At 58.2% G+C, this 26,740-nt stretch carries 23 protein-coding genes; 19 read left to right on the forward strand and 4 right to left on the reverse strand.

Annotated features, from left to right (window positions below; all coding sequences use genetic code 11):
- Nucleotides 1-47 precede the first annotated feature (47 nt).
- From Q0478_RS03085 to Q0478_RS03160, 16 genes are all read left to right on the forward strand, one after another.
- Nucleotides 48-818 (forward strand): IclR family transcriptional regulator, encoded by a 771-nt coding sequence (locus Q0478_RS03085; protein ID WP_298676093.1) that lies wholly within the window; start codon nt 48-50, stop codon nt 816-818.
- Nucleotides 819-1,005: 187 nt separating this feature from the next.
- Nucleotides 1,006-1,530: a CoxG family protein gene (locus Q0478_RS03090; RefSeq protein WP_298676095.1), complete on the forward strand. Its 525-nt coding sequence runs from the start codon at nt 1,006-1,008 to the stop codon at nt 1,528-1,530.
- A 12-nt stretch (nt 1,531-1,542) separates the two neighbouring features.
- Nucleotides 1,543-2,025: a (2Fe-2S)-binding protein gene (locus Q0478_RS03095; protein ID WP_298676097.1), complete on the forward strand. Its 483-nt coding sequence runs from the start codon at nt 1,543-1,545 to the stop codon at nt 2,023-2,025.
- A gap of 13 nt (nt 2,026-2,038) precedes the next feature.
- Nucleotides 2,039-4,399, forward strand: coding sequence for a xanthine dehydrogenase family protein molybdopterin-binding subunit (locus Q0478_RS03100; RefSeq protein ID WP_298676099.1), 2,361 nt, complete (start codon nt 2,039-2,041; stop codon nt 4,397-4,399).
- A gap of 12 nt (nt 4,400-4,411) precedes the next feature.
- Complete coding sequence (locus Q0478_RS03105) at nt 4,412-5,239, forward strand: xanthine dehydrogenase family protein subunit M (RefSeq protein WP_298676151.1); 828 nt, start codon at nt 4,412-4,414, stop codon at nt 5,237-5,239.
- A 59-nt stretch (nt 5,240-5,298) separates the two neighbouring features.
- On the forward strand, nt 5,299-6,195 hold the full coding sequence (locus tag Q0478_RS03110) for a MoxR family ATPase (protein ID WP_298676152.1): 897 nt from the start codon (nt 5,299-5,301) through the stop codon (nt 6,193-6,195).
- The gene (locus Q0478_RS03115; protein WP_298676101.1) at nt 6,192-7,412 is read left to right on the forward strand and encodes a VWA domain-containing protein; all 1,221 of its coding nucleotides are present in this window, start codon (nt 6,192-6,194) and stop codon (nt 7,410-7,412) included. The genes Q0478_RS03110 and Q0478_RS03115 overlap by 4 nt, the downstream gene beginning before the upstream one ends.
- A gap of 168 nt (nt 7,413-7,580) precedes the next feature.
- Entirely contained in the window at nt 7,581-8,342 is a 762-nt protein-coding gene (locus tag Q0478_RS03120; protein ID WP_298676103.1) for an ABC transporter ATP-binding protein, read from the forward strand.
- A gap of 9 nt (nt 8,343-8,351) precedes the next feature.
- The gene (locus tag Q0478_RS03125; protein ID WP_298676104.1) at nt 8,352-9,356 is read left to right on the forward strand and encodes a branched-chain amino acid ABC transporter permease; all 1,005 of its coding nucleotides are present in this window, start codon (nt 8,352-8,354) and stop codon (nt 9,354-9,356) included.
- Nucleotides 9,353-10,420, forward strand: coding sequence for a branched-chain amino acid ABC transporter permease (locus tag Q0478_RS03130; RefSeq protein WP_298676105.1), 1,068 nt, complete (start codon nt 9,353-9,355; stop codon nt 10,418-10,420). The genes Q0478_RS03125 and Q0478_RS03130 overlap by 4 nt, the downstream gene beginning before the upstream one ends.
- Before the next feature lie 31 nt (nt 10,421-10,451).
- The gene (locus Q0478_RS03135; protein ID WP_298676107.1) at nt 10,452-11,660 is read left to right on the forward strand and encodes an ABC transporter substrate-binding protein; all 1,209 of its coding nucleotides are present in this window, start codon (nt 10,452-10,454) and stop codon (nt 11,658-11,660) included.
- 101 nt (nt 11,661-11,761) lie between these two features.
- On the forward strand, nt 11,762-12,559 hold the full coding sequence (locus tag Q0478_RS03140; RefSeq protein WP_298676109.1) for an ABC transporter ATP-binding protein: 798 nt from the start codon (nt 11,762-11,764) through the stop codon (nt 12,557-12,559).
- Between the two features lie 11 nt (nt 12,560-12,570).
- Nucleotides 12,571-14,373: a long-chain fatty acid--CoA ligase gene (locus Q0478_RS03145; RefSeq protein WP_298676111.1), complete on the forward strand. Its 1,803-nt coding sequence runs from the start codon at nt 12,571-12,573 to the stop codon at nt 14,371-14,373.
- Nucleotides 14,374-14,480: 107 nt separating this feature from the next.
- Nucleotides 14,481-16,010 (forward strand): cryptochrome/photolyase family protein, encoded by a 1,530-nt coding sequence (locus Q0478_RS03150; protein ID WP_298676112.1) that lies wholly within the window; start codon nt 14,481-14,483, stop codon nt 16,008-16,010.
- On the forward strand, nt 16,010-16,150 hold the full coding sequence (locus Q0478_RS03155) for a DUF2256 domain-containing protein (protein ID WP_298676114.1): 141 nt from the start codon (nt 16,010-16,012) through the stop codon (nt 16,148-16,150). The genes Q0478_RS03150 and Q0478_RS03155 overlap by 1 nt, the downstream gene beginning before the upstream one ends.
- A 55-nt stretch (nt 16,151-16,205) precedes the next feature.
- On the forward strand, nt 16,206-17,042 hold the full coding sequence (locus tag Q0478_RS03160; RefSeq protein ID WP_298676116.1) for a fumarylacetoacetate hydrolase family protein: 837 nt from the start codon (nt 16,206-16,208) through the stop codon (nt 17,040-17,042).
- Between the two features lie 112 nt (nt 17,043-17,154).
- Here Q0478_RS03160 and grxD read toward each other — a convergent pair whose 3' ends face one another.
- From grxD to purL, 3 genes are all read right to left on the reverse strand, one after another.
- The gene (gene grxD / locus Q0478_RS03165) at nt 17,155-17,517 is read right to left on the reverse strand and encodes a Grx4 family monothiol glutaredoxin (RefSeq protein WP_298676118.1); all 363 of its coding nucleotides are present in this window, start codon (nt 17,515-17,517) and stop codon (nt 17,155-17,157) included.
- Between the two features lie 11 nt (nt 17,518-17,528).
- A complete protein-coding gene (locus Q0478_RS03170; protein WP_298676120.1) occupies nt 17,529-17,765 on the reverse strand; it encodes a BolA/IbaG family iron-sulfur metabolism protein in 237 nt (78 codons plus the stop codon).
- A gap of 63 nt (nt 17,766-17,828) precedes the next feature.
- Complete coding sequence (gene purL / locus Q0478_RS03175) at nt 17,829-19,994, reverse strand: phosphoribosylformylglycinamidine synthase subunit PurL (RefSeq protein WP_298676122.1); 2,166 nt, start codon at nt 19,992-19,994, stop codon at nt 17,829-17,831.
- 266 nt (nt 19,995-20,260) lie between these two features.
- On the opposite strand from purL, the gene Q0478_RS03180 reads away from it, so the two are divergent.
- On the forward strand, nt 20,261-21,274 hold the full coding sequence (locus tag Q0478_RS03180) for a pyridoxal-phosphate dependent enzyme (RefSeq protein ID WP_298676124.1): 1,014 nt from the start codon (nt 20,261-20,263) through the stop codon (nt 21,272-21,274).
- Nucleotides 21,271-22,404: a Xaa-Pro peptidase family protein gene (locus Q0478_RS03185; protein WP_298676126.1), complete on the forward strand. Its 1,134-nt coding sequence runs from the start codon at nt 21,271-21,273 to the stop codon at nt 22,402-22,404. The genes Q0478_RS03180 and Q0478_RS03185 overlap by 4 nt, the downstream gene beginning before the upstream one ends.
- A gap of 155 nt (nt 22,405-22,559) precedes the next feature.
- On the opposite strand, the gene Q0478_RS03190 is transcribed toward Q0478_RS03185, so the two are convergent.
- Nucleotides 22,560-23,477 carry a LysR family transcriptional regulator gene (locus tag Q0478_RS03190; RefSeq protein WP_298676127.1) on the reverse strand — a complete coding sequence of 306 codons (918 nt, stop codon included), beginning with the start codon at nt 23,475-23,477 and terminating at the stop codon, nt 22,560-22,562.
- A gap of 178 nt (nt 23,478-23,655) precedes the next feature.
- On the opposite strand from Q0478_RS03190, the gene Q0478_RS03195 reads away from it, so the two are divergent.
- On the forward strand, nt 23,656-26,740 hold a 3,085-nt coding region (locus Q0478_RS03195; RefSeq protein WP_298676129.1), incomplete at its 3' end, for an indolepyruvate ferredoxin oxidoreductase family protein.

A 26,740-nucleotide genomic window follows, 5' to 3' on the forward strand; every position in this document is an offset into this window, starting at 1 on the left:
AGGCTGCTAGCTGTGGTGAAAACCTTTTTCACGATATGGAAAACCTTATGAAGCAGAGCATGGGGCATGTGCAGTCGGTCCGGCGGGCCATGATGCTTTTGAAGGCCTTGTCCTGTTCCGACGAAGGCCACCGGGTGAGCGATCTGGCCCAGCAAACCGGGCTTGCTGTGTCAACGGCGCATCGGCTTTTGACGACGCTTGAGATGGAGAACTTTGCTTATTTCGACCCTGAGAAGGCGCTTTGGCACATTGGACGAGAGGCCTATTCTGTCGGGTCGGCCTATGTTCAGAAGTATAATTTCATCACACCAGCCTTGCCCTATTTGCGCAGATTGCGCGATGCCACGCGCGAAACGGCCAACCTGGGTGTGCTGGATGACGACCAAATCGTCACGATTTCCCAAGTTGAAAGCCGGGAGATTGTGAGAGCGATTTCGCCCAGTGGCGGGCGTGTTCCAGCGCTTTGTTCCGGGATGGGCAAAGCGATTTTGGCCACTTGGTCAGATAGCGAAATTGCTCGATTTGCTGCCCGTATCGGGTTTCATCCGATGACCCCGCGTTCGCACCGCACGCTTGATGGGTTGATGGCGGAGATCGTGCGCATCCGGCGAATGGGCTATGCGGTGGATGATGAAGAACATGCCGCCGGATTAAGGTGTGTGGCGGCTGTGGTGTTGGCCGGGGCGGGAGATGCAATTTGTGCGATCTCGGTTTCCGCACTCTCCGCGCGGATGCCTGCGGACAGAGCCGAGGAGGTTGGGGTATTGGTGCGCGACATGGCCGGTTCACTCACCAATGCTTTGGCTGTGAAGCGTTAAAATATTTTCCACTGCGCGGAAAATGCAGGTGGCTGAAACCTGTGGGTCTGTTTGTGAGCGCAGCAGCTGTGGCGTTGTCGCAATAAGACAGCTCGCTTGCATAATGAGAAATTTGCAATAAGCTGATCCCAAGATGCGATTTAATCGGGTGCGATAAACCTGATTTCATGCTGGGGAGGCGTAGCATTTGGATTTCAAAGACGAGCGCATTATTGCGGCGACACCTGATATGGTCTGGGCACATTTGTTGGACCCGGCGGTCTTGAAGGAATGCGTTCCAGGTTGCCAAAGCCTGACGGGGAGCGTGGAAGACGGGTTTGAAGCCGTCGTCGTGCAGCGGGTCGGCCCCGTGAAGGCGACGTTTACCGGAACTGTTCTTCTAAGCAACATAGACGCCCCCAAAAGCCTGACCATCAGCGGCAAAGGCGAAGGTGGTGTGGCCGGATTTGCCCGCGGCGGGGCAGATGTGACGCTTCAAGGCGAGGGTGCGAGCACAAGGCTGAGCTATGTGGTGAATGCCCAGATCGGCGGCAAGCTTGCCCAATTGGGTTCGCGTATCATTGACAGCTTTGTGAGCAAGATGGCGGATCAGTTTTTCGAAAGTTTCCAAGCTCAAGTAGAGGGGGCACCAGCTGCGGATGCCAAGACACCGGGGGCAACACCCGGGTTTTGGCAAAGCCTTATAAACATGTTCAAAAAAATACTACGATAAGGGAGAGAATGAATGAAAATTGCGATGACTGTGAATGGTAAATCCGTATCGCGTGACGTGCCGGACAACACTTTGCTTGTCGAATATATTCGAGACCATTTGCGCCTGACAGGCACTCATGTGGGATGTGACACCAGCCAATGTGGGGCTTGCGTGGTGCATGTTGACGGTCGCGCGATGAAATCTTGCACCATGTTGGCGGCCAGCGCTTCGGGGGCTCAGGTCACCACAGTGGAAGGGCTCGCCACCTCAAAAGACGAGCTGCACCCTATGCAGGTTGCCTTCAAGGAAAACCATGGCTTGCAGTGTGGGTTTTGCACGCCGGGGATGATCATGACGGCCACAGACATGGTTGCGCGCTATCAAGGGCAGGGCAAAGAGCTGACCGAAGAAGCCATCCGACACGAGCTTGAGGGCAATATTTGTCGCTGCACCGGCTATCATAACATTGTCAAATCTATCGTGGACGGTGCGTCCAAGATGACGACAGCATAAGGGGGGAATGAAAATGTCTGAAGGAATTGGCGCGCGCGTTTTGCGCAAGGAAGACAAGAGGTTCATCACCGGCAAAGGCCGTTACACGGATGATATCATCGAGGCCAATCAGGCCTATGCCGCATTTGTGCGCAGCCCTCATGCCCACGCCCGGATTGTATCGGTTGATGCGTCGGCGGCACTGGCCATGGAGGGCGTTGAAACGGTTCTGATGGGCCCTGAGCTTGTGGCTGACGGAATTGGCAATATCATCTGCGGCTGGGGGGTGACCTCAAAAGACGGCAGCCCGATGAATATGGGGGCGTGGTCGGCTCTGGCCACTGAAAAAGTGCGCTATGTGGGCGATGCGGTGGCGATTGTTGTGGCGGACAGCAAGGCGCTTGCCAAATCTGCGGCCGAGGCGGTGGTTGTGGAGTATGAGGAGCTGCCGGTTGTGGTGGGCTCTGTGGAGGCTTTGGCCGAAGGCGCGCCGCAGCTTCATGAGAACGCGCCTGGAAACCTGATCTTTGATTGGGAAATCGGCGATTTGGCTCCGACAGATGCGGCCTTGGCCAGCGCGGCCCATGTGACTGAAATGGACATCACCAACAACCGGTTGGCCCCCAATCCGATGGAACCCAGATCGGCGATTGCGACGTTCAATGAAGCCGAGGACCATTACACCCTCTACACAACCAGCCAAAACCCACATGTGGCACGGCTGGTGTTGTCGGCCTTTTACAATGTCGCGCCCGAGCACAAGCTGCGGGTGATCGCTCCGGATGTTGGCGGTGGCTTTGGCTCCAAGATTTATATCTATCCCGAAGAGATTGCCTGTCTTTGGGCCGCGATGAAATGTGGCCGCTCCGTCAAATGGACATCGGACCGCACCGAAGCATTTTTGACGGATGCGCATGGGCGTGACCATGTTTCAACCGCCAAGATCGGCTTTGACAAGGATGGCAAGATTGTCGGCCTGAAAGTGAACACGAAAGCCAATCTTGGGGCGTATATGTCGTTGTTCAGCTCGGCGGTGCCGACCTATCTCTATGCAACGCTTTTGTCGGGTCAGTATGACATTGCCAATATTTATTGTGATGTTCAGGCCGTTTACACCAACACCGTGCCGGTCGATGCCTACCGCGGTGCCGGGCGTCCGGAAGCCTGTTATCTGATTGAACGGCTGATGGAAACGGCTGCGCGCGAGATGGGCGTTGACCCGGCTGCGCTGCGCGCAAAGAACTTTGTGAAGTCCTTTCCACACCAAACACCGGTTATCATGGCCTATGACAGCGGTGATTTTGACGCCAATCTCAAGCAGGCGCAGGAAGCGGCGGATGTTGCCGGGTTTGCGGCGCGCAAGGCAGAAGCCGCGAGCCGCGGCAAATTGCGTGGGCTTGGATATTCCAACTACATTGAGGCTTGCGGCATTGCGCCGTCTGCGGCGGTTGGCAGTCTGGGCGCCGGTGTTGGCCTTTGGGAAAGTGCTGAAGTGCGGGTGAACCCGGTTGGCACGATCGAGATCCTGACAGGCTCGCACAGCCACGGACAGGGCCATGAAACCACCTTTGCGCAAATTGTGGCCGAGCGCTTTGATTTGCCGACTGAAAACATCCAGATCGTTCATGGCGATACGGATAAAGTCCAGTTCGGGATGGGCACTTACGGCTCGCGGTCTGGTGCGGTGGGCATGTCGGCCATTGTCAAGGCGATGGACAAGGTTGAGGCCAAGGTCAAGAAGATCGCGGCGCATGTCTTGGAAGCAGGTGAAGATGACATTGTGATTGAAGGGGGCGCTGTGAAAGTGGCCGGCACCGACAAGCAGATGCTGTGGCACGAGGTTGGGCTTGCGGCCTACACGGCCCACAATATCCCTGAGGGCATGGAGCCGGGGCTCAAAGAGAGCGCTTTTTATGATCCTACCAATTTTACCTTCCCGGCCGGATGCTACATCTGTGAAGTCGAGGTTGATCCGGAAACGGGTGTGACGGAGGTTGTGCAATTTGTGGCCTCTGATGACTTCGGCACGATAATCAACCCGATGATTGTAGAAGGTCAGGTGCATGGGGGTATTGCGCAGGGAATTGGCCAGGCGATGTTGGAGAATGTCGTCTATGACGAGATGGGCCAGCAATTGTCTGCCAGCTACATGGATTACACCATGCCCCGTGCGGATGATCTGCCCAACTACTCGGTGCATCATGCCTCCACCGTTTGTCCGGGCAATCCGCTGGGGATGAAAGGATGCGGCGAAGCGGGGGCGATTGGATCACCACCTGCTGTGATCAACGCCATCACGGATGCCATTGGCAACAACAACCTGGCTATGCCTGCCACACCTGCTGCGGTTTGGGCCGCGTTGCAGGATGTGCAGAGCAAAATTGCAGCGGAATAAGGAGTTTGGATGATGTATGAGACAAATTTCCACAGTGTATCTTCGCCCCAAGAAGCCGAGGCAATTTTGGCCACAGCGACAGATGCCAAGATCTTGGCTGGGGGGCAGACCCTGATCCCCACGATGAAGCAGAGGCTGGCTGCCCCCTCGGATGTGATTGATCTGAGCCGGGCAGAGGGTTTGCGTGGTGTGACCATCACCAAGCGCAAGGTCATGGGGGTTATAAAAGCAGATGGGGGCGAAACAGTTACCATTGGTGCAATGACAACCCATGCCGAGGTTGCTGCAAATGCCGAGTTGGCAGAGGTATTTCCAGCAATGTGCCGGTTGGCGGGCAATATCGGTGATCCTGCCGTGCGCCATCGGGGCACGATCGGCGGCTCTGTGGCCAATAATGATCCGGCTGCGGATTATCCGGCCGCTCTGCTGGCCCTCGCGGCAACGATCCATACCAACAAGCGCGAGATTGCAGCGTCAGACTACTTTCAGGGAATGTTTGAAACCGCACTTCAGGAGGGGGAAATTATCACTGCGGTGAGTTTTCAGGCTCCGGCAGCAGGCGGATATGGCAAGTTTCCAAATCCAGCGTCGCGCTATGCCATGGCAGGGGTTTTCGTTGCGAGATCCAAGGACGGTGCTGTGCGTGTCGCGGTGACCGGGGCCGGCGAAAACGGTGTCTTCCGGCACGCGGGCCTCGAAGCTGCGCTGACGGCTGACTATTCGGCCAATGCTGTGGATGGGGTCGAGGTTTCTGCGGAGGGCTTGATGTCCGATCTGCACGGAACAGCGGCTTACCGGGCCAATTTGATCAAGGTCATGGCCAAACGCGCTTTGGCATAAGGGTCCATACGACTTCTGACACCAGTTCCAGCCTTGGGACTGGTGTTGCTTATTTTGGGATATATGTCGTGCAAAAGCTTCCGAACTCGATTGATGAGACACTGACCCTGTTGGCGTCTGAGGGCTATGTGGCGGACCGGCCCATGGCAACCCTGACTTACCTGTCTCTGACGCTCAACCGCCCCATTTTTCTGGAAGGGGAGGCGGGTGTTGGAAAAACCGAGTTGGCCAAGGTGATTGCAAAGGGCCTTGGACGAGAGCTTATCCGGCTTCAGTGCTATGAGGGGCTGGACACCGCGAGCTCGGTGTATGAGTGGAATTTTGCAGCCCAAATGCTCGCCATGCGCAACGGGGCTGAGGATGCGGATATCTACAGCGAGAAATATCTGATCAAACGGGCCTTGTTGCAGGCGGTTGAAGCGCATGACTCTGGGCCACCTGTGCTGTTGATTGATGAAATTGACCGCACGGATGCGCCCTTTGAAGCCTTTTTGCTGGAAGCGCTCTCGGATTTTCAGGTGACGGTGCCTGAGTTGGGTGTGATCAAAGCACCGCAACCTCCGATAGTTATTTTGACCTCCAACCGCACCCGCGAGGTGCATGATGCGCTCAAACGTCGGTGCCTTTACCATTGGGTTGATTATCCGGATTTTGACCGAGAAATGGAAATTCTGGCTGCGCGCGTGCCGGAGGCCAAAGACGCGTTGAGCCGTGAGCTTGTGGCCTTTATTCACAAGCTTCGCGCGGAAGACCTTTTCAAACGCCCGGGGCTTGCAGAAACGTTGGATTGGGCCAAATGCCTTGTGGCGCTGGATGTTGTGGCGCTTTCGCCGGATGTGATCACCGACACGATCGGAGCTGTGCTCAAATATCAAGATGACATTGCCAAGATCACAGGCGGGCCTGCGGCCCGGATTTTGGACCAAATAAAACAGGATATGCAGACCTTGCAATGACAACAACAGCCGGAACCCTCCCGGACAATCTTGTCTATTTTGGCCGGGCCCTGCGGCGTGCGGGTGTGCCTGTGGGGACGGCGCAGCTTCTTGAGGCGCTGCGCGCAGTGGAGGCTGTCGGGTTTACCAACCGCCAGGATTTTCACAGCACGTTGCGCGCAATGATTGTGACCCGAGCCGAACATTTGCTGGTCTTTGATCAGGTCTTTGCAATGTTTTGGCGCGACCCTGAGTTTCTGGAAAACATGATCACCAATCTCTTGCCTGTGATCACGGCACCGCCTGTGGAAACACCGGTGAAGCCAGCTCAAAGCCGAGCGGCCGAAGCCATGGCAGCAGGGGGGGGCAAGCCCCATCAAGCCCCGCCGAAAGAGCAGTTGGAACTTGATGCCCAGTTTTCTCATTCTGAGGCCGAAAAGCTGGCGCAGAAAGATTTTGACGCGATGAGCGCAGCGGAAATCCGGGCGGCAGCCACAGCAATTCGTCGTTTGGATCTCAGATTGCCCCGCGTGCTTGGCCGGCGCTTTGAGCTTGCGGCCTCAGGAGCACGCATCGAGCGGCGCAAAGCGTTACAAAACGCGCGTCGCCGAGGTGGAGAGGTTTTCGAGCTTCCCAAACGCGTCTCCAAGCCGCGCAAGCTCAACCTTGTTGTGCTCTGCGATATATCTGGGTCCATGACGAGTTACAGCCGGATGATGATGCATTTTGTGCACTCCCTGTCGCAAGCCCAGGGCCCGGACTGGGCGCAGGTGCATGGGTTTACCTTTGGCACCCGGCTGACCAATATTTCTCCCTTGCTCAACATCAAGGATCCGGACGCAGCCTTGGCGGCCATGGGAAGTCATGTGCGCGATTGGGAGGGGGGCACGCGGATTGCCGCCAGCCTGGGGGCGTTCAACAGGCTGTGGGCGCGCAGGGTGCTGTCCAGCCCGTCCATTGTGTTGCTGATCACGGATGGGCTTGAACGCGAAGGGATTGCACAGCTTGAAGCCGAGATGGCGCGTCTGGCGTTGCAAACCCGCAAGCTGGTCTGGTTGAACCCGCTATTGCGGTGGGAGCAGTTTTCCCCCCAAGCCGCGGGGATCCGCGCGATGTTGCCCTATGTTTCATCCTTGGTGGCCTGTCACAATTTGAACAGCTTGCAAGATTTGTCAGACAATCTCTCTTTGCCAGAGTCCGCTGGTCATAAGGCGCGTTTGCAAGCCTTGATGCGGTGAGATGAGCCTGTGCAAGCGGGCGCTGCTTAGGCTGACGCAGCGTCGCCTTGCGCGAAAGCCTATTGTCAGAAGCCAATCAGGCGTTAAGCTCTTTTGCAATGGGAGAGCTTGCCCAGGACAGACCGCAAAAGCGGCGGCTTGGCAGGCATAGGGAGGAGTCGATCAGCCATGCTGAGCGTGTCCGATTTGCATTTGTCGTTTGGCGGCATCAAGGCCCTGCAAGGGGTGAGCTTTGATGTGCGAGAAGGGGAGATCACTGGTGTGATCGGCCCAAACGGGGCTGGAAAGACCTCGTTGTTCAACGCTATTTCAGGGTTTTATGCCCCCTCGGAGGGGACCGTTCGCTTTGATGGTTCGGACATCACCGGGCTGGCACCGGACAAACGCGCGCAGCTTGGCATGGCACGCACCTTCCAAAATATCGCGTTGTTTCGCGGCATGACCGTGCTCGACAACATAAAGCTGGGTGGGCACACACGGCTCAAGACAGGGCTGTTCTCGGCCTTCCGGTATTTCGGGGCGGCCCGCGCGGAGGAGCTGGAGCTGCGACGCGACATAGAAGAGCGGGTGATTGATTTTCTAGAGATTGATCACATCCGCAAATACCCCATCACAATGCTGCCTTATGGGTTGCAAAAGCGCGTAGAGCTGGCGCGTGCGCTGGCGATGAAGCCGCGCTTGTTGATGCTGGATGAGCCCGTTGCGGGGATGAACCGCGAAGAGACTGCAGATATGGCACGGTTTATTTTGGATGTGCAGGAACAATTTGGGACAACCATTCTGCTGGTCGAGCACGACATGCACATGGTCATGGATATTTGCAGCCAGATTGTGGTTTTGAATTTCGGTCAACAAATTGCGGCTGGAACCCCTGACGAGGTGTCACAAAATCCGGCGGTGATTGAAGCCTATCTCGGCGCTGCGGCATGAGGAGCTAGTATGGGGCAATTTGTTCAATTTGCGATCAACGGGCTGATGAGTGGCGCAATTTACGCCCTGATCGCTGTTGGGATCGTATCGGTTTACAAGGCGACCAAGGTTGTCAATTTCGCGCATGGCTATCTCATCATGTTCGGGGCCTATTTTTATTTTACCTTTGCGGTGGTGATCCCTGGTTTTGAGGGGGCGCCGGCCTGGCTGGCCTCGTGGCAGCCGGCGTGGATGGTCGAAATGCGCGCAGGTCTTTCCATGTTCTCGCCCTTGGGCGCGGTTCTGGATTGGGTGGCAAATCTGCCCCGGATTGTGTTTGGCCTTTTGGGCGCGGTGGTCTGCAACGCGTTGCTTGGGTTGCTCATAGAGCGTAGCCTGATGCGCCCGCTGATGGGGCAATCTGTTTTTGCGATGATCATGGTGACCGTCGGATTGATCTCCATTCTGTCGGGGGCTGCCTCGCTGATCTGGACGGCTGACGCGGCGTTTGTGCCGCATATTGCACCGAACACTCCGCTGCGGTTTGAGCTGTTTGGGACCATGATATTCCTGTTCGGTGCCGATATTGTGAATATGGTGATCGCCTTGCTGATTTTTGGCGGGATCGTGGCCATGGTCAAATTTACCAAGGGCGGCGTGGCCATCCGGGCAACGGCGGAAGATCAGTCTACGGCGTATTCGATGGGCATTTCGGTGCCCAAGGTGTTCAGCCGCGCATGGATTTTGGCTTCGGCAACGGGCGCTGTTGCAGGCGCTATCCTGGCGACTCGGAACGGGATTTCGCCATCTCTGGGGCTGTTTGGCTTTTCGGTTCTGGCGATTGTGCTGATGGGTGGGCTCGACAGCTATGTCGGTGTCTTAATCGCGGCCATGAGTGTCGGAATCCTAGAGGCGATGACCCAATGGAAAATGGGCGGGGAGTGGGCCGAGATTGTGCCATATGTGGCTGTGCTGGTGGTGATTATCTTCCGCCCCCACGGGCTCTTTGGTCAAAAAGAGGTTGAACGCATATGATTAACGGCAACCTCAAAGCCTCTTATGGCGCAGATGAGCGTGTGCTCAACAACCGCAACAAGCAGATGTTTGTCTACGGGTGCCTTCTGCTTTTGGCTCTGTTTCCGCTGTTTGCCGATGATTATGCCATTCTGATGGCCTGCAAAATGGGCATTCTGCTGATCGCGGTGGTGGGCGTGAATGTGCTGACGGGATACACTGGGTTGGTGTCTCTGGGGCACGGCGCGTTTGTCGCGATCGGAGCCTATGCCACGGTTGTGTTGAGCAATTTGTTCACGGCGCTGCCCGAAGGCGTGTTGCCATTTGTGGTGGTGCCCTGCGCTGTGGCGATCTCGGCATTGGTCGGGATCGTTGTGGGGCTGCCGTCTTTGCGGGTGAAAGGGCTCTATCTTGCGGTTGCCACGCTGGCAGCCAGTTTTATCGTGAATTTCCTGATTGAACAGGAGCTTTTTGCCCCCTGGACGGGTGGGGTCGTTGGGATCAACACGCCTGTGCCCAATCTCTTGGGGTGGGAACTTGACACGAAACGCGAGATGTATGGGCTGATCACCGTGCTTGCTGTCCTGACGTTGTTGGGCACGCAAAACCTCTTTCGCACCCGGGTCGGACGGGCCTTTATTGCCATTCGTGATCGGGACTACTCGGCTGAAATTCTTGGAATTTCCTTGCTGCGCTACAAGCTGATGAGCTTTGCGATCTCGGCGGCGTTTTGTGGGCTGTCCGGGGCCTTGTTTGCCTATTTTTACGCCCGCATTCTGCCCGAGCAGTTTGAGCTTGATCTGAGCCTTGAGCTCGTGGCAGCACTGATTGTTGGCGGGATGGGGCGCACGATGGGCCCGGTGTTCGGTGTGTTCATCGTGTTGATCGTGCCGGAGCTGATCAAGATTTCCATGGGGTTTGCCACCGGGGGAGATCTGGAAATGCAGCGCTACACAGCGCCGGTTCAGGAGATCGTTTTTGGCCTTATTTTGGTGTTTTTCCTGTTAAAAGAACCCCTTGGCATCAATCAAATCACCGATCGCATTCTACGCTCTGCAAACCGTTGGCCGTTTGCACGCGGATAAATTATGGCCACATCACTTGGGAGAAGACTTCATGACACTTAACAGACGGACTTTCCTTGCCACAGGCGCGGCGGCTACGGCCACTCTTGGCGCACCGATGATCCTCAAGGCGCAACCAGCAGAATATGTGCTCGGCGCATCTTTGCCGCTGACAGGGCCCTTTGCAACAGCCGGACAGCTTGTGGCCCCGGCGTTTGCCTTGGCGCAAAAACTGTTCAATGACGAGGGCGGTATTGCCGGGACGCCGATCCGCTTTGTGACAGAGGACTCCGGTTATGTTCCGCAAAACACTCTGGCCAACTACCAGCGCGCGCTGGCCACGGAAGGCTCAGCCTTGGTTGGGTATTTCGCGGACTCAACGGGGGCCATGAAGCTCATTGCGCCCGAGTTGAAAGGTGAGAATGCGCGGCTGATGGGGTCAACGTCTTTTGCTTCGGAATTGGCCAACCCAGAGACCAACCCCTATCAGTATATCTCCGGACCAACCTATCAGGACCAGTTTGATATCCTGTTGCAAAACATCAAAGCAGCCGGCGGAAGTAAGGTTGCCTTTATCTACTCCAATACAGAGTTTGGACGCGATCCATTGGAGCACGGTCGGGCCAAAGCGGCGGAGCTCGGGATCGAAATCGTGCTGGAAGAGGCCACCAAACCGCAGGGTGCCGATGTGCCAACCCATGTGACCAAACTGGCGCAATCCGGGGCTGAACACTGTATTTTGCAGGGCTATGTCACGGGCGTTTGGCCCCAGCTTATTGGCGGTGCACGCCAATTTGGCCTGCCTGTGCAGTTTCACGGCACCTTCTGGGGCATGGAAAAACTGATTGCAGACCGGATCACGGCGGAAGCCGGGCCGTTTCTGGCAGGCTATCAGGGGATCATGCCCTATCGCTACTTCTATGACCGCGCAGATGCGCCGCGCTATGAGCAATATGCGGCGCTCTCCAAGGTGATGTTTGCAGGCACACCGCTTGAAAACTACATGTCGACCTGGGCCATTCAGACCATGTGCGGACTGGAGCTTGCCATGAAAGCACTGCGCGACACGGCGCAAGCCGGCCTGGAGCTGACAGCAGACAATGTGGCTGAGAGCCTGTCCGGGATTGAGAACTGGGACAGCGGTGGCTTCTTTGGCGGGCCTGTTTCCATGGTGAACAACAAGATCGGGACAGGCCGAGTGTATGAATATTCACCTGAAACCAAGCTTTTCACGCCTGTGTCAGACTGGTTGAGCACCTGAGCGGACTTCGGACCGGCAAAGCCGGTCCGACCAAGGCGGGGGGCCAGCCCCCCGCACCCCCCGAGGTATTTTGACCAGAAGAAGAGAATAGGTGCGCGCAGATGCTGACCGTCGAAAATATCGAAGTGAGCTATTATCACACAGTGCAGGCTTTGCGCGGGTTGTCTCTGGAGGTGCCGGAGGGGAAAATTGTGACATTGCTTGGCACTAATGGTGCGGGCAAAACCACCACGTTGAAAGCTTGTTCCAACCTCTTGAAGCTTGAAAATGGTGAGGTCGGAGAGGGCCGTATTTTCTTTGAGGGCAAGAACATCAAGCAGATGGCGCCGGATGTGCTGGTGAAGCAAGGGCTGTTTCATGTGCGAGAAGGGCGGCGCATTTTTGCCGAGATGTCGGTTGAGGACAATCTCGTTGCGGCGTCTTACGCGCTGGACGGGCGCGCGATCAAGGCGGATTTTGACAAGGTCTATGCGTTTTTTCCAAGACTTCAGGAACGGCGCAAGCAGACCGCGGGATATTTGTCTGGCGGAGAGCAGCAGATGCTGGCTTTTGGGCGTGCGATGATTGCCCGGCCCAAACTGATTTTGATGGATGAGCCTTCCTTGGGGCTTGCGCCCAAAATTGTGGCGGAAATTTTTGAGACGATCCGACGGCTGAACACGGAAGACGGCACGTCCATTCTTGTGGTGGAGCAGAACGCCGGTGTTGCCTTTTCGGTGGCGGACTACGGATACATTATGGAGAGTGGGCAGATTGTTTTGGAAGGGGATGTGCAGACCCTGAAGAACGATAAAGACATCCAGAGTTTTTATCTTGGCATGGCAGAGGACGGATCAGAGGCGCGGCGCTCTTTTCGAGATGTTAAGCACTACAAGCGGCGCAAGCGCTGGTTGAGTTGAGGGGGAAGAGGATGGAATTTCGCTCAAATGTTGCCACCGTTTCGGCACATGCCCGCACTGATCCGGACTTGGTTGCGATGCGCCAAAAGGAATTTGGTATCTGGCAGGAGCTGAGTTGGTCGGCTGTGGACGAGATCATGCAGTCTGTTGCTGCGGGGCTGATCGAGCTGGGTATGGAGAACGCGGCCCATATTGGCATTCTCTCGGAAAACCGCCGGGAATGGGTTCTGGCGCAATTTGGTATCAACGCTGCGGGTGGCGTCGTTGTGGGCATGTATCCGACCTCGCCAGCGCCGGAGATTGACCATCTGGTCACGGCTTCGGACACCACGATGTTGTTTATTGAGGATCAGGAGCAGCTCGACAAGATTATCGAGCTGCGCGGCCAGCTCCCCAAGCTGACCCAATTGATTATTTTTGACCCGAAGGGCACGGCGCATGAAACCGAGCTCAACCTGATCAGCTTTGAGACGCTTCTGGAGAAAGGCCGGGCTGCGCTGGCTGCTGGGCTTTCAGAAGAGGTTGCGGCGCGCAGCTTGGCGATCCGTCCGGAGCAGACTGCGATGATGGTTTTCACCTCGGGCTCCACAGGTTTGCCAAAGGCTGCCGAGATCAGCCAGATGAACCTTTTTGTAGCGGCTGAGCTGAGCCATCAGATTTTTGAAGGACATCCGCGGGGCTCCAATGTGTTGAGCTATTTGCCGCTCTGTCACATTGCCGAGCAGAATGTTACTGTAACAAACGCCTTGGCGAGCCAGATGGTGATGAATTTCGGCGAGAGCCTGCGCACGATCATCATCGATCTGCGCGAGGTGGCGCCACATATTTTCTTTGGTGTGCCGCGTATCTGGGAGAAGATGCGCTCTGATATCAGCATTCAGGCGGCCACAGCCGGCAAGATCAAGGGGCCGCTAACGCTTTTTGCGCTCAAACAGGCTGAAAAACTTGGAGCCAAACGGCGCGACAACTGGAGTTTGGGAGAGCGGCTGTCCTATGTCTTTTGGGATGTGACTGTCTATCGCCATATTCGCTCCTATTTGGGGCTTGGACGGGTGCGGTTTGCGATATCGGCAGCGGCGCCGATTTCGGAAGATCTGTTGGCTTTCATGCGTGGGATTGGCATCAACATCCGCGAGGCTTGGGGGATGTCTGAGACCACCGGCGCCGCCACGATCCAGCCGGACTGGGGCCTCTGTGAGGGGCGGGTTGGCCACTTTGTGGACGGTATCTCCTACAAAATTGCGGATGACGGTGAATTGCTCGTGAAGGGGGGGATTGTTTTTAAAGGGTATTACGGCCGCGCTGATGCCACCGCGGAAACGGTGATCGATGGCTGGTTGCATACGGGGGACATTGCGCAAGCCTGCGCGGATGGGTCGATCAGTTTGATTGACCGCAAGAAAGACATCATGATCAACGCTGCGGGCAAAAATTTGTCGCCATCACTGATCGAGAATGTGATGAAGGCCAGCCCGTATATCAAGGAATGTGTGGTGATTGCAGACCGCCGGCCCTATGTCAGCGCATTGGTGCAGATTGATATGGATACGGTGAGGCTTTGGGCGGAGCAGCAGGGTATTGCTTACACAACCTTCCGCTCTCTGGCGGAGCATGAACAGGTGCAGGACTTGATTGAGCGCGAGATCAACAAACATAATGGAAATCTTGCGCGGGTTGAGCAGATCAAAAAAGTGTATCTTTTGCCCAAGGAACTGGACCATGACGACGGTGAGGTCACTGCGACGATGAAGGTGCGGCGGGCGAAGGTTTATGAGTTTTATGATGCGCAGATCGAGGCGCTGTATGCTGGATAACCGCCTGAAAACCCGCTGATTTATTTCAGATATTTTTGGTCTGAAGGATATGGCAGCCTGTATGGCTAGCTGTATGGCAACCTGTATGGACAGTTGGGGGAGACAGAATGGGCGGCAAGGATCTTGTTGTGGTGCTGGGCGATCAGCTCAGTCACGGGCTGAGCGCTCTCAAAGCCTCTTCGCCAAAACAAGCGATTGTGGTGATGGCCGAGGTGGCAGAGGAAGCCGGCTATGTGAACCATCACCAGAAAAAACTCGCGTTCGTTTTCTCCGCCATGCGCCATTTCGCCCTAGAGCTACGCGCTGCTGGCTGGGAGGTTGTCTATCACAGGTTGGACGATCCGCACACGGCGCCAGACCTGCCCCAACAGGTGAGGGGCCTGCTGGCGCAGGATGGACGCTTCGCGCGTGTGCTCATGACGCAGGCGGGCGAGCAGCGCCTGGCGGCGGCCTTTGACGCAGCGGCCAAGCACTGGCCGGTGCCCCTGAGTGTCTTGCCTGACAAGCGCTTTCTGGCCAGCCATGCCGATTTTGCCAATTGGGCCGAGGGGCGCAAACAGTTGCGGATGGAATATTTCTACCGGGAAATGCGGCGCAAGACCGGGTTGCTCATGCAGGGAGATCAACCAGAAGGCGGACAGTGGAATTTTGATGCTGACAACCGCAAAGCCGCCAAACCCGATCTGTTCATGCCCGAACCGCCCCGCACACAGCCGGATGCCATCACCCAAGAGGTGCTGGAAATGGTGGCCCAAACGCGCGGCGCGCATTTTGGCCAGCTTTTGCCGTTTTGGTTTGCGGTTGACCGCGCCGGGGCGTTGGAGGCTTTGGAGTATTTTGCCAGCGAGGCCCTGCCACGCTTTGGAGATTATCAGGACGCCATGCTGCGCGGCCAGCCGTTTCTTTATCATTCGGTGCTGGCACAATATATCAACATTGGACTGCTGGAGCCTTTGGAGGTGTGCCGGCGCGTAGAGCGGGCTTATTATGAAGGCCAGGCCCCTTTGAATGCGGTGGAAGGATTTATCCGTCAGATCATTGGTTGGCGCGAATATATGCGCGGGATCTACTGGTTAAACCCGGAGGGGTATACAGATCAAAACCACCTTGGGGCCACACGCCCATTGCCAGATTTTTACTGGACGGGAAAAACCGATATGGCCTGTATGGCAGCGGCCATTGGCCAGACCATCGAACACGCCTATGCGCATCATATCCAACGGCTCATGGTGACCGGAAATTTCGCCATGTTGGCGGGGCTTGACCCAAAGGAGGTGCATGAATGGTATCTGGCGGTTTATGCGGATGCTTACGAATGGGTCGAGGCGCCCAATGTGATTGGTATGAGCCAATTCGCCGATGGCGGCTTTTTAGGCTCAAAGCCCTATGCGGCCAGCGGCAATTATATCAATAAAATGTCTGATTATTGCGCTGAGTGCCGCTACAGCGTGAGCCAGAAGACCGGTGACGGCGCTTGCCCGTTCAATGCGCTGTACTGGGATTTTCTGGCGCGCAATGAAGACAAGCTGCGAGGCAATCCGCGCCTCGGCCAGATGTATGCAACCTGGGGGCGGATGAGCGTGGAAAAGCGCGAGGACTACCGCGCGAGTGCTGCGGCTTTTCTGGAAAGCTTGTAATGCGCAAGAAATCTGATCTGCCACAAAAGGACTGCGCCGCCTGTGGCCGCCCGTTCAGCTGGCGTAAGAAATGGGCCAAGGTCTGGGAGGACGTGCGGTATTGCTCAGAGCGCTGCAAAAGGGAGGGGCGGCGCAAATGAGCCGTTGCCTTAGGGCTGCTCTGCGATAGGCTGCACCGAAAATGGGAGATAAGTCATGAAACTACTGCGCGTTGGACCCGTCGGTGGCGAAAAACCAGCCTGTCTTGATGCGGATGGCCTGCTCAGAGACCTCAGCGGCGTTGCGGCTGATTTTGAGGGGGAAGGTGTTTCTCTGGAGGCGCTGGAAAAGATCAAAGCGCTAGATTTGGGCAGCTTGCCAGTTGTGCAGGGAGAACCGCGGATTGGGGCGGCTCTTGCGCGCGTGGAGACGTTTTACGCCATTGGTCTGAACTATGCGCAACACGCGGCCGAGGCCGGTATGGCACCGCCGAAAGAGCCTATCCTGTTCAACAAATCGGCGTCTTGCCTGGCTGGGCCCAATGATCCTCTGACCTTGCCCAAGGGCAGCGCAAAGAGTGACTGGGAAGTGGAGCTGGGGGTGGTGATCGGCAAACGGGCGCAGAATGTGAGCGTGACGGAGGCGCTTCACTATGTGGCGGGCTATTGTGTGATCAATGATCTTTCGGAGCGCGCCTATCAGATCGAGCGCGGCGGGCAGTGGACCAAGGGAAAATCTGCCCCCGGTTTTGGCCCCATCGGACCCTATCTTGTGACGGCGGATGAAATTGCGGACCCGCAAGCGCTTGGCCTGAGGCTAAGCCTGAACGGAGAGACGGTGCAGGACAATTTCACATCGGACATGATTTTCTCTGTGGCCGAGATCATTGCGCATATGAGCGAATTCATGGCGCTGGTGCCCGGCGACGTTATTGCCACGGGCACGCCGGAGGGCGTTGGCATGGGCATGACGCCACAACGCTTCTTGCAGGTGGGCGATGTCATGGAGCTTGAGATTGACGGGCTTGGAAAGCAGCGCACCGAGGTGATTTAGGAACTGGTGATCTGAAAAAGCGGAACGCGGCCAAAGGGCCGCGTGCAGGTTGGTTTGGATGAGGGGCGCTGCCCCTCAAACTCCCCGGGATATTTTTGGCAAAAAGAAAGGCTTAGGCGTTGGCTTCGCGGATTTTGTCGGCGGCCTCTTTGTTGTAGGGGATGCCGCTGTCTTCAAAGAGGGTGTCAAGTTCGCCTGACAGGGTCATTTCGGTGATGATATCACAGCCGCCCACGAACTCGCCTTTCACATAGAGCTGGGGCACGGTGGGCCAGTCGGAGTAATCTTTCACGCCCTGACGGATGGCCTCATCGGCGAGGACGTTGATATCCTGATACTCCACGCCCATGAAGTTGAGCACCCCGGCGACACGCGAGGAGAAGCCGCATTGGGGCATTTCCTTGGTGCCTTTCATGTAGAGCACGACGGCGTTGGATTTTACGGTTTCATCGATCTGGGATTTTACGTCGCTCATTTGGGTCTCGCTTAATCAGGGGCTTTTGTTGTGAGGGCGAGCGCGTGCAGCTCACCGTTGGGGCCGTCCATTTTGCCTTTGAGGGCGGCATAGACAGCGCGTTGTTGTTGCACACGGTTCTTGCCACGAAAGCTCTCGTCAACGATCATCGCGGACATGTGCACACCATCGTCGCCTGAGACGGTGATTTGGGCGTCCGGAAAGGCGGCCCGCAGGATTGTGTGAAGCTCGTCAGCAAAGATCGCCATTGGTGTCTCCCGGTGTCATCTTTGGAAAAGATGTAAGCATGGTGGCGCTGTTGCGCAAGCGGCTTAGGCGAAGCTTTCGGCAAAGCTTGTGCGATAGAGCTGTGCCAGTTCGCTGAGCGGGGCGCTGCTGGTGCCAAAGCTCACTGTCTGGCCACCGAACTTGCCGACGCTGGCAATGGGAACGCCGGCGCGGGCGGCGGCGAGCATAAGCGCCTCGGCCTGATCAAAGTTGCAGGCGACGAGGTAGCGGGCCTGGTCTTCGCCAAAGAGCTCCTGGGTGTTCTCGCTGTCGATTTGCACGCCGATTTCGGAGCCTTCAGCCATTTCGAACGCGGCAAGCGCCAGGCCGCCGTCGGAGAGATCCAGGCAGGCTGTGATCCAGGCGTGATGGGCGCGGATGAAATCTCCGTTGCGTTGCTCGGCGGCGAGATCCACGGGCGGGGCATCGCCTTCGGCGCGGTTGAAAACCTCGGCCAGGAGGGCGGATTGGCCAAGGTGGCCTTCGGTATCGCCGATCAGCAAGGCGACATGGCCCTCGCGGGCGCGCCCCAGAATGGCCTTTTCAGCGCTCTCGATCAGCCCGACGGCGGCGATGGTCGGGGTGGGCAGGATGGCTGTGCCGTCGGTCTCGTTGTAGAGGCTGACGTTTCCGGACACGATGGGCATGTCCAGGGCGGCGACGGCTTTGCCGATGCCTTTGATGGCACCGACGAATTGCCCCATGATTTCGGGTTTCTCCGGATTGCCGAAGTTGAGGTTGTCTGTGCTTGCGAGAGGCTTGGCGCCGCAAGCTGTGAGATTGCGGTAAGCTTCAGCCACGGCCTGCGCGCCGCCCATTTCCGGATTGGCCTTGACGTAGCGGGGCGTGACATCGGAGGTGAAGGCCAGCAGCTTCTCGCTGCCATGCACGCGGATGACGCCTGCTCCAAAGCCGGGTGTGCGCAGGGTATCGGCCATGACCATCGTGTCATATTGCTCATAGATCCACTGTTTGCCCGTGTAGTTGGGCGACGCCAGCAGCGCGCGCAGACCGTCGATGGGGTCAATCTGGGGGACATCCTCGTTGGTCAGCGGCGCGGGGCGCGGGGTCTGCACCCATGGGCGGTCATACTCGGGGGCAGAGCCCGAGAGCGTGGCCAGTGGCAGATCGGCCTTGAGCTCGTTGCCGTGCATAATGATGAAGCGGTCTTCTGCAATGGTTTCGCCGACAATGGCAAAATCCAGATCCCATTTCTCAAAGACCGCGCGGGCCTCGGCCTCAAGCGCGGGGTTGAGCACCATGAGCATCCGCTCCTGAGACTCCGAGAGCATCATCTCATAGGCGGTCATATTGGCTTCGCGCTGCGGCACGTTGTCCAGCTGAAGGCGCACGCCAAGGCCGCCCTTATCGCCCATTTCAACCGCCGAGCACGTCAGGCCGGCGGCCCCCATGTCTTGAATGGAGATCACCGCGCCGGTGGCCATGAGCTCAAGGGTGGCCTCCATCAGGCGTTTTTCGGTGAAGGGATCACCAACCTGCACGGTGGGGCGCTTCTCCTCGATGCTGTCGTCAAACTCGGCCGAGGCCATGGTGGCGCCGCCGACACCGTCACGGCCGGTCTTGGCCCCAAGATAGACCACGGGCATTCCAACGCCTGAGGCCGCAGAGTAAAAGATCTTGTCAGCATCGGCCAATCCGGCCGCAAAGGCATTGACGAGGCAATTGCCGTTATAGGCCGGATCAAAGCGCACTTCACCGCCCACTGTGGGCACGCCGAAGCAGTTGCCATAGCCGCCGATCCCTTCAACCACACCATGCACAAGCTGGCGGGTTTTGGGGTGGTCTTTCTCGCCAAAGCTCAAAGAGTTCATCGCGGCAATCGGGCGCGCGCCCATGGTGAAGACATCACGCAAAATTCCGCCCACGCCCGTCGCCGCCCCCTGATAGGGCTCGATGTAGCTGGGGTGATTGTGACTCTCCATTTTGAAGATCACCGCCTGCCCATCGCCAATATCCACCACGCCGGCGTTTTCGCCCGGACCGCAGATAACCTGAGGCCCTGAGGTGGGCAGGGTGCGCAGCCATTTTTTGGAGGATTTGTAAGAACAATGCTCATTCCACATGGCCGAGAAAATGCCCAGTTCCGTGAAGCTGGGCGTGCGGCCAATGATTTCCAGAATGCGCTGGTATTCCTCGGGCGAAAGACCGTGGGCTTCGATCAGGTCTTGGGTGATGGCTGGCTCGGTCATGGCGAAAGTCCTAGTGTGGCAGAGGGGACGGGGTTTGCCCCTCTCATAGGACAAGCCTGCGCAATGTAAAAGATGAAAGCTGCGTTTTCTGTGTTCGTTTCCATGGCTGTTGCGCGCAGAATTGCTGGGCAAGCCGGGATGAGGAGCGGTTCTGGACGCGCAGGGGGTGCCCCGGCCGTGCAGGCCGCCACATCCGCCCCAAAGCGCGGCTTGACGGCGCATGGATTATCGCTTTCTGATGGAGGCGAAATCATTGGGGGCCGCGCGTGTATCATAATCCATATATCGGGACAGAGCTTGAGGACGAAACCCTGTCTGCGGTGCCCTATCCGAGCATTGATGCGCAGGCACCGCGCCAGATGTTGATGCGCTGCCCTGAAGCCGCGCCGACCCCCCTTGTCTCGCTGGGGGCTTTTGGGGGGGCTGGCGCTGTTTTTGTCAAAGACGAACGCAGCCGGATGGGGCTGGGCAGCTTCAAAGCGCTTGGGGCGGCTTATGTGATTGCCTGTGAAGCGGTGGCCGGGCGCGCCGAGGGCGCAACCTTTGTCTGCGCCAGCGCGGGCAATCATGGGTTGTCTGTGGCTGCCGGGGCGCAGGCCTTCGGGGCGGCGGCGGTGATCTATCTCAGCCGCAGTGTGCCGGAAGCTTTTGCCGAGCGGTTGCGCGCCCGTGGGGCCGAGGTGCGCCGGGTGGCGGGCAGTTACGAAGACAGTATGGAGGCTGCGGCCCAAGCGGCCGCAAGCGAGGGGTTCAAGCTGCTTTCAGACAGTTCCTGGCCGGGATACACGGCCTATCCGCACCGCTTGATGGAGGGGTATCTCGTGATGGCCGCGGAGGCAGCCGAGGCTATGCCAGCTCCGCCCACACATATTTTCTTGCAGGCGGGCGTGGGGGGCTTGGCAGCCGCCTGTGCCGCCTATTTTCGCAAGGTCTGGGGGGCGGGACCGCAGATCATTGTGGTGGAGCCAGATGCGGCACCTGCCTTGATTGAAAGCGCCAAGGCGGGGCATTTTGTGCGCACCACCGGGCCTGTTTCGAGCATGGGGCGGCTGGATTGCAAGGAAGCCTCGTTGATTGCCTTGAAGGGCCTGTTGCGGGACGCTTCGGGCTTTATGACCCTCACAGAGCAAGCCGCAGAGGCGGCCCTTGGGCCACTTGCGGCGGTGGGTTTGGCCACGACCCCATCAGGGGGTGCGGGGCTGGCAGGAGTGATGCAGATGCCGCCTTTGGGCCCTGAGGCGCGGGTTCTGGCCATTGTGAGCGAGGGGCCTGAGGCATGAAGCGGGGGTTTGAGCAAGCCGAGTATGAGGCCCGAGTGGCAGCGGCTCAGCTGGCCATGCAGCAGCATGAGCTTGCGGCGATCTTGCTCACCACCGAGCCGGAGGTGCGGTATTTCACCGGATTTCACACGCGGTTTTGGGAAAGTCCGAGCCGTCCGTGGTTTGTTGTCTTGCCCCAGAGCGGTGCGCCGATCGCGGTGATTCCCTCGATTGGCGAGGCGCTCATGCGGCGCTGCTGGATTGACGACATTCGCTGTTGGAGCGCGCCGGACCCTCTGGACGATGGCGTATCGCTGCTCATTGGGACACTGCGCGAGGTGGCCCAAGAGGGCAAGATCGGAGTGCCTTCGGGGTTGGAAAGCCACTTGAGGATGCCGCTCGCGGATTTTGGCCGCTTGCAGGCGGCGGGGCTGGTTTTTGGGGATGATGCGGGCATTGTGGCGCAGTTGCGCGCCATCAAGAGCGAAGCAGAGATCGAAAAGATCGCCCGCGCCTGCGCGATTGCCGGACGGGCGTTTGACCGATTGGGCGACGTGGCCCGACAAGGGGCAAAGCTGGACGCGGTCTTTCGCGGGTTTCAGGGGCTACTGCTGGCTGAGGGGGCTGATTGGGTGCCCTATCTGGCCGGTGGAGCCGGCCCGAAAGGCTATAGCGATGTGATTTCGCCCGCCGGTCCGCAGGTCTTGGCGATGGGGGATGTGCTGATGTTGGACACCGGCGCTGTTTGGGACGGGTATTTCTGCGATTTTGATCGCAATTTCTCGATTGGCTTGCCCGCGCGCCAGGCGGCGCGGCCTTGGAGCCAGCTTCAGGAGGCGGCGCTGGCCGGGTTTGAGGCGGCCCAGCCGGGCGCCGAGGCGGCCGATGTCTGGAGGGCTATGGCCGCTGTCACCGGCAAGTCTGACACGGCGGGACGGTTGGGCCACGGGTTGGGGATGCAGCTCACGGAGGGGCTGTCCCTGACGGAAAAAGACCACACCATCCTGGAGCCCGGTATGGTCATCACGCTGGAGCCCGGTGTTGAGACAGGTGATGGCATGATGCTGGTGCATGAGGAGAATATTGTGATCCGCGAGGGCGGGGCGCAGATACTGTCGCCCTGGGCCAGTGGGCCTATGCCTGTTTTGTAAAAAAAAAGGCCGAGCGCAAGGCTCGGCCGAAGTCCAACAGGGAGGTATGAAAGCGAAGTTAATCGCTGTCACGGGTGATTTAGGGTTTGGGGCTGCGCCGATCAAGGGAAATAATGCCGCAGGTGCAGCATGGCGGCCATGCAAAGCCTGCATAGCTAGTCCGGTTGGGCGGCAAGGTTTTGATTTTTAACCTGTTTACGATAAATTGCGATCTCGTCCTGCACGAAATCCCGGAAGGCGCCTATGCGTTTAGACTGCCGCAATTCCTCGGGATAAGCCAAGAAAACAGGGATATCACCGCTGTTGGCCTCCTCAAGCAGGGGAATCAGATTGGGGAAATCATTGGCGACATAATCGGGCAAGACCCCGATCCCGAGGTCATGCAGCACCGCTTGCAGCACGCCAAAGTAGTTGTTGACGGTGAGCAAGGAGTCCAGCTCGTGGCTCATCAGGTGATTGACCATACTGGCCGCCGCCCCCACCTGTGTGGAGCGCACATTCTGGCAGATCAGACGATGCTGCGCGAGATCTTGCAGCCGCTCGGGGCGGCCACGCCGGGCAATGTAATCGGGCGTTGCAAAGAGCCGCATACTGACATTCATCAGGCGTTTGCGGATCAGATCGGCCTGACTGGGCTCTTTCATTCGGATTGCAACATCTGCCTCGCGCATGGGCAGATCCAGAACCCGCTCTTCGAGCATCAGGTCAATCTTCAGATCGGGGTATTTTTGATAGAGCCGTGCCAGCCTTGGCGCCAGCCAGAGCGTGCCAAAACCGATGGTCGTGGTGACCCGTAGCTCCCCAAACACCTCTTCTTCGCTGTCTTTGATGCGCGCTGTGGCCGCATCCAGCCGCTTGATCATGGCGCGGGTGGCGTCAAACAACAATTCGCCCTGCTCGGTGAGGATAAGCCCGCGCGCGTGGCGGTGAAACAGGGTTGTGTTGAGTGATTCTTCCAACCCGCGCATCTGGCGCGATACGGCTGACTGCGACAGATTGAGCGTCTCGCCGGCATGGGTCAGGCTGCCTGCGTCTGCGACGGCGTGAAAGATCCTGAGTTTATCCCAATCCATGTGCGTAACTTTCTGCTCGAAAACAATATTTATGTGTCATGTTATGACCAATATCAGAGTAACGTAACGAAATTCCAAGAGTAACGCGAATTTCTGTTTATAGGTCAACTTATTTGACCTAAAATAAGAGCATATTCGCCCTATATGGGCGCTATCATCGGGTGAGGGGAGGCGCGCTATGAGCAAGCAAATGGTTTCATTGAACGACAGGTTCGATCTGGAAAAATCGCCGGTGCTTTTGAACGGCACGCAGGCATTGGTGCGCCTTATGCTCACGCAAAAAGCACGCGACAGAGCCGCAGGCCAGTCTACGGCGGGGTATGTTACGGGATATCGCGGCTCGCCCTTGGGGGCGGTGGACATGCAGATGAGCCGCGCCGAGAAGGTTTTGCGCGCCAATGACATCACCTTTCAGGCCGGGCTGAACGAAGACTTGGCCGCGACGGCGCTCTGGGGCAGCCAGCAGGCCGAGCTGCGCGGCGAAGGCAAGTTTGATGGCGTTTTCGGGCTCTGGTATGGCAAGGGCCCCGGGGTTGACCGCTCTGGCGATGTTTTCCGCCATGCCAATATGGCGGGCACAAGCGCGCTTGGCGGTGTCCTTGTGGCCATGGGCGATGACCACACGGGGGAAAGCTCGACGGTTTTGCACCAGAGCGAATGGGCGCTGGTGGATTCCTACATGCCGATTGTATCGCCGGCGGGCGTGCAGGAGGTGATTGACTACGGCATTTATGGCTGGGCCTTGAGCCGCTTTTCAGGGCTTTGGGTGGGCCTGAAGACCATGAAAGACACGATCGAGGCCACCGCCGTTGTGGACGGAGATCCGAACCGCGTCAGCCTTGTCTTGCCGGAGTTTGATATGCCCGACGGCGGGTTGAACATCCGCCTTGTAGACACCCCCCATGCACAAGAAGCCCGCATGATCGACCAAAAACGCTTTGCCGCAGAAGCCTTCAGCCATGCCAACAAGATGGACAAGCGCGTCTGGGGTAAGCCCGGTGCCAAGATCGGCTTTGTGGCGGCAGGTAAGAACTGGCTCGACCTGTGCCATGCTTTGGCGCTCTTGGGGCTGGATGAGGATGAAGCCGAGCGGCTTGGGATCACCACTTATAAGGTGGGTCAGACCTTCCCGCTGGATATGCGTGGCTTCACCGACTGGGCCGAGGGGCTTGATTTGATTGTTGTGGTCGAAGAGAAGCGCAAGCTCATCGAGGTGCAGATCAAGGAAGCCATTTTTGACACGCGCAAGGGCCGTCGGGTGTATGGTTGGTATAAGGGCGGGGCAGGCGGAATGCACCGCGAGGAGCTGTTTCCGACGCGCGGTGCGCTCGATCCAATCTGGATAGCCGAAAAGCTGGGCGATATTCTTGTCGAGGAGGGGCGCGGCACCGACGGTGTGAAGGCTGGGCTGGCCAAGATCGCCGAGGCGCGGCGCGCCGACAATGCCGAAGACATCGCGGCGCGCTTGCCGTATTTTTGTGCGGGGTGTCCGCATAACTCTTCGACCAAAGTGCCAGACGGCAGCCGCGCCTATGCGGGGATCGGCTGTCACTACATGGTGCAGTGGATGGATCGCGAAACCGTGGGCTTTACCCATATGGGCGGCGAAGGCGCGAATTGGATCGGGGAGGCCCCGTTCTCCAATCGCGATCACGTGTTCCAGAACCTCGGCGACGGGACGTATAACCATTCCGGCGTGCAGGCGATCCGCGCAGCCTTGGCGGCGGGCACCAACATCACCTACAAGATCCTGTATAACGACGCGGTTGCCATGACCGGCGGGCAACCCAACGAGGGGGGCCTGTCGCCGCAACGCATCGCGGCAGAGGTCAAGGCGATGGGCGTGCAGACCGTCACCGTCGTCTACGACGAGAAGGAAGATCTGGAGCCGCGCGATTTCGGCCCCGGCATCGAGGTGCATGAACGCGCCAAGCTTCAGACGGTGCAAGAGAAACTGGCCGCAACCCCCGGTGTGTCCGTCCTGATTTACGTTCAGACCTGCGCCGCCGAGAAGCGCCGCCGCCGCAAGCGCGGCAAGTTTCCCGACCCCGATCAGCGGGTCTTCATCAACACCGATATCTGCGAAGGCTGCGGCGATTGCGGCGTGCAGTCGAACTGTGTGGCCATCGTGCCGGTGGAAACCGAACTGGGCCGCAAGCGAGCAATCGACCAATCCGCCTGCAACAAGGATTTTTCTTGCCTCAAGGGCTTTTGCCCCAGTTTTGTCACGCTCGAAGGCGCGACCCCGCGCAAGGCGGCAACCACGGCGATTGACCTGCCGGACTTGCCTGCGCCCGAACTGCCGACAATCGACGGCACCTGGAACGTCATCGTGACCGGCGTTGGTGGCACCGGTGTCGTGACGCTGGGCGCGGTGCTGGCTCAGGCCGCGCAAATCGATGGCAAGGGCGCCGCGATGATGGAGATGGCCGGTTTGGCACAAAAGGGCGGCGCGGTGCATATCCACCTGCGTCTGGCCGAAAAGCCGTCGGACATCAGCGCCGTGCGCGTCGCTACCGGCGAGGCTGACGCGCTGATCGGCGGCGATCTGGTGGTTTCGGCCGGGGCAAAGACGCTGGGGCTCACGCGCACAGGCCGCACCGGGGCTGTGGTCAACAGCCATGAAATCATCACGGGCGACTTCACCCGGAATACGGAATTTCGCATTCCTGTGAATGACTTGGAGATCGCTCTTCAAGCGCGTTTGGGGGAGGGACTGGCGCTCTTCGATGCTTCGGACAACGCCCGCAAGCTGATGGGCGATTCCATCTTCTCCAACATGATGGTGCTGGGGGCGGCCTGGCAGAACGGGTTGGTGCCGCTGAGCCACGAGGCGATCCTGGGCGCGATCGAGCTCAATGGCGCGGCGGTGGAGCGTAACAAGCAGGCCTTCGACCTGGGCCGGTGGGCCGTGCTGAACCCCGAGGACGCGGCGAAGATCGGCGGCGATGTGGTGCAGATGCCCAAGCCCCTGGAAGATCGCATCGCTTTCCGCGAGGCACATTTGGTGGCCTATCAGGGCAAGCGGCTGGCAAAGCGCTATCGCAAGCTTGTGGACAGCGTGGAGGATGCTGCCCTTAAAGAGGCCGTCGCCATCGGGTATCACAAGCTGCTGGCCTACAAGGATGAATACGAGGTTGCTCGGCGGCATCTGGACACCGAGGCCAAGGCGCGGGAGATGTTCGAAGGCGATCTGAAGCTCAGCTATCACCTCGCCCCGCCGATGCTGCCAGGCAAGGATGCAGCAGGCCGCCCTCGCAAAC

Source organism: uncultured Lentibacter sp. (assembly GCF_937123735.1).
GTDB lineage: Bacteria > Pseudomonadota > Alphaproteobacteria > Rhodobacterales > Rhodobacteraceae > Lentibacter.

Coding starts and splice junctions, on each gene's coding strand:
- Q0478_RS03160 (WP_298676116.1), top strand. CDS start 16,206: ATGAAACTACTGCGCGTTGGACCCGTCGGTGGCGAAAAACCAGCCTGT.
- Q0478_RS03135 (WP_298676107.1), top strand. CDS start 10,452: ATGACACTTAACAGACGGACTTTCCTTGCCACAGGCGCGGCGGCTACG.
- Q0478_RS03095 (WP_298676097.1), top strand. CDS start 1,543: ATGAAAATTGCGATGACTGTGAATGGTAAATCCGTATCGCGTGACGTG.
- Q0478_RS03150 (WP_298676112.1), top strand. CDS start 14,481: ATGGGCGGCAAGGATCTTGTTGTGGTGCTGGGCGATCAGCTCAGTCAC.
- Q0478_RS03120 (WP_298676103.1), top strand. CDS start 7,581: ATGCTGAGCGTGTCCGATTTGCATTTGTCGTTTGGCGGCATCAAGGCC.
- Q0478_RS03115 (WP_298676101.1), top strand. CDS start 6,192: ATGACAACAACAGCCGGAACCCTCCCGGACAATCTTGTCTATTTTGGC.
- Q0478_RS03190 (WP_298676127.1), bottom strand. CDS start 23,477: ATGGATTGGGATAAACTCAGGATCTTTCACGCCGTCGCAGACGCAGGC.
- Q0478_RS03145 (WP_298676111.1), top strand. CDS start 12,571: ATGGAATTTCGCTCAAATGTTGCCACCGTTTCGGCACATGCCCGCACT.
- purL (WP_298676122.1), bottom strand. CDS start 19,994: ATGACCGAGCCAGCCATCACCCAAGACCTGATCGAAGCCCACGGTCTT.
- grxD (WP_298676118.1), bottom strand. CDS start 17,517: ATGAGCGACGTAAAATCCCAGATCGATGAAACCGTAAAATCCAACGCC.
- Q0478_RS03105 (WP_298676151.1), top strand. CDS start 4,412: ATGTATGAGACAAATTTCCACAGTGTATCTTCGCCCCAAGAAGCCGAG.
- Q0478_RS03155 (WP_298676114.1), top strand. CDS start 16,010: ATGCGCAAGAAATCTGATCTGCCACAAAAGGACTGCGCCGCCTGTGGC.
- Q0478_RS03085 (WP_298676093.1), top strand. CDS start 48: ATGAAGCAGAGCATGGGGCATGTGCAGTCGGTCCGGCGGGCCATGATG.
- Q0478_RS03130 (WP_298676105.1), top strand. CDS start 9,353: ATGATTAACGGCAACCTCAAAGCCTCTTATGGCGCAGATGAGCGTGTG.
- Q0478_RS03125 (WP_298676104.1), top strand. CDS start 8,352: ATGGGGCAATTTGTTCAATTTGCGATCAACGGGCTGATGAGTGGCGCA.
- Q0478_RS03170 (WP_298676120.1), bottom strand. CDS start 17,765: ATGGCGATCTTTGCTGACGAGCTTCACACAATCCTGCGGGCCGCCTTT.
- Q0478_RS03185 (WP_298676126.1), top strand. CDS start 21,271: ATGAAGCGGGGGTTTGAGCAAGCCGAGTATGAGGCCCGAGTGGCAGCG.
- Q0478_RS03140 (WP_298676109.1), top strand. CDS start 11,762: ATGCTGACCGTCGAAAATATCGAAGTGAGCTATTATCACACAGTGCAG.
- Q0478_RS03100 (WP_298676099.1), top strand. CDS start 2,039: ATGTCTGAAGGAATTGGCGCGCGCGTTTTGCGCAAGGAAGACAAGAGG.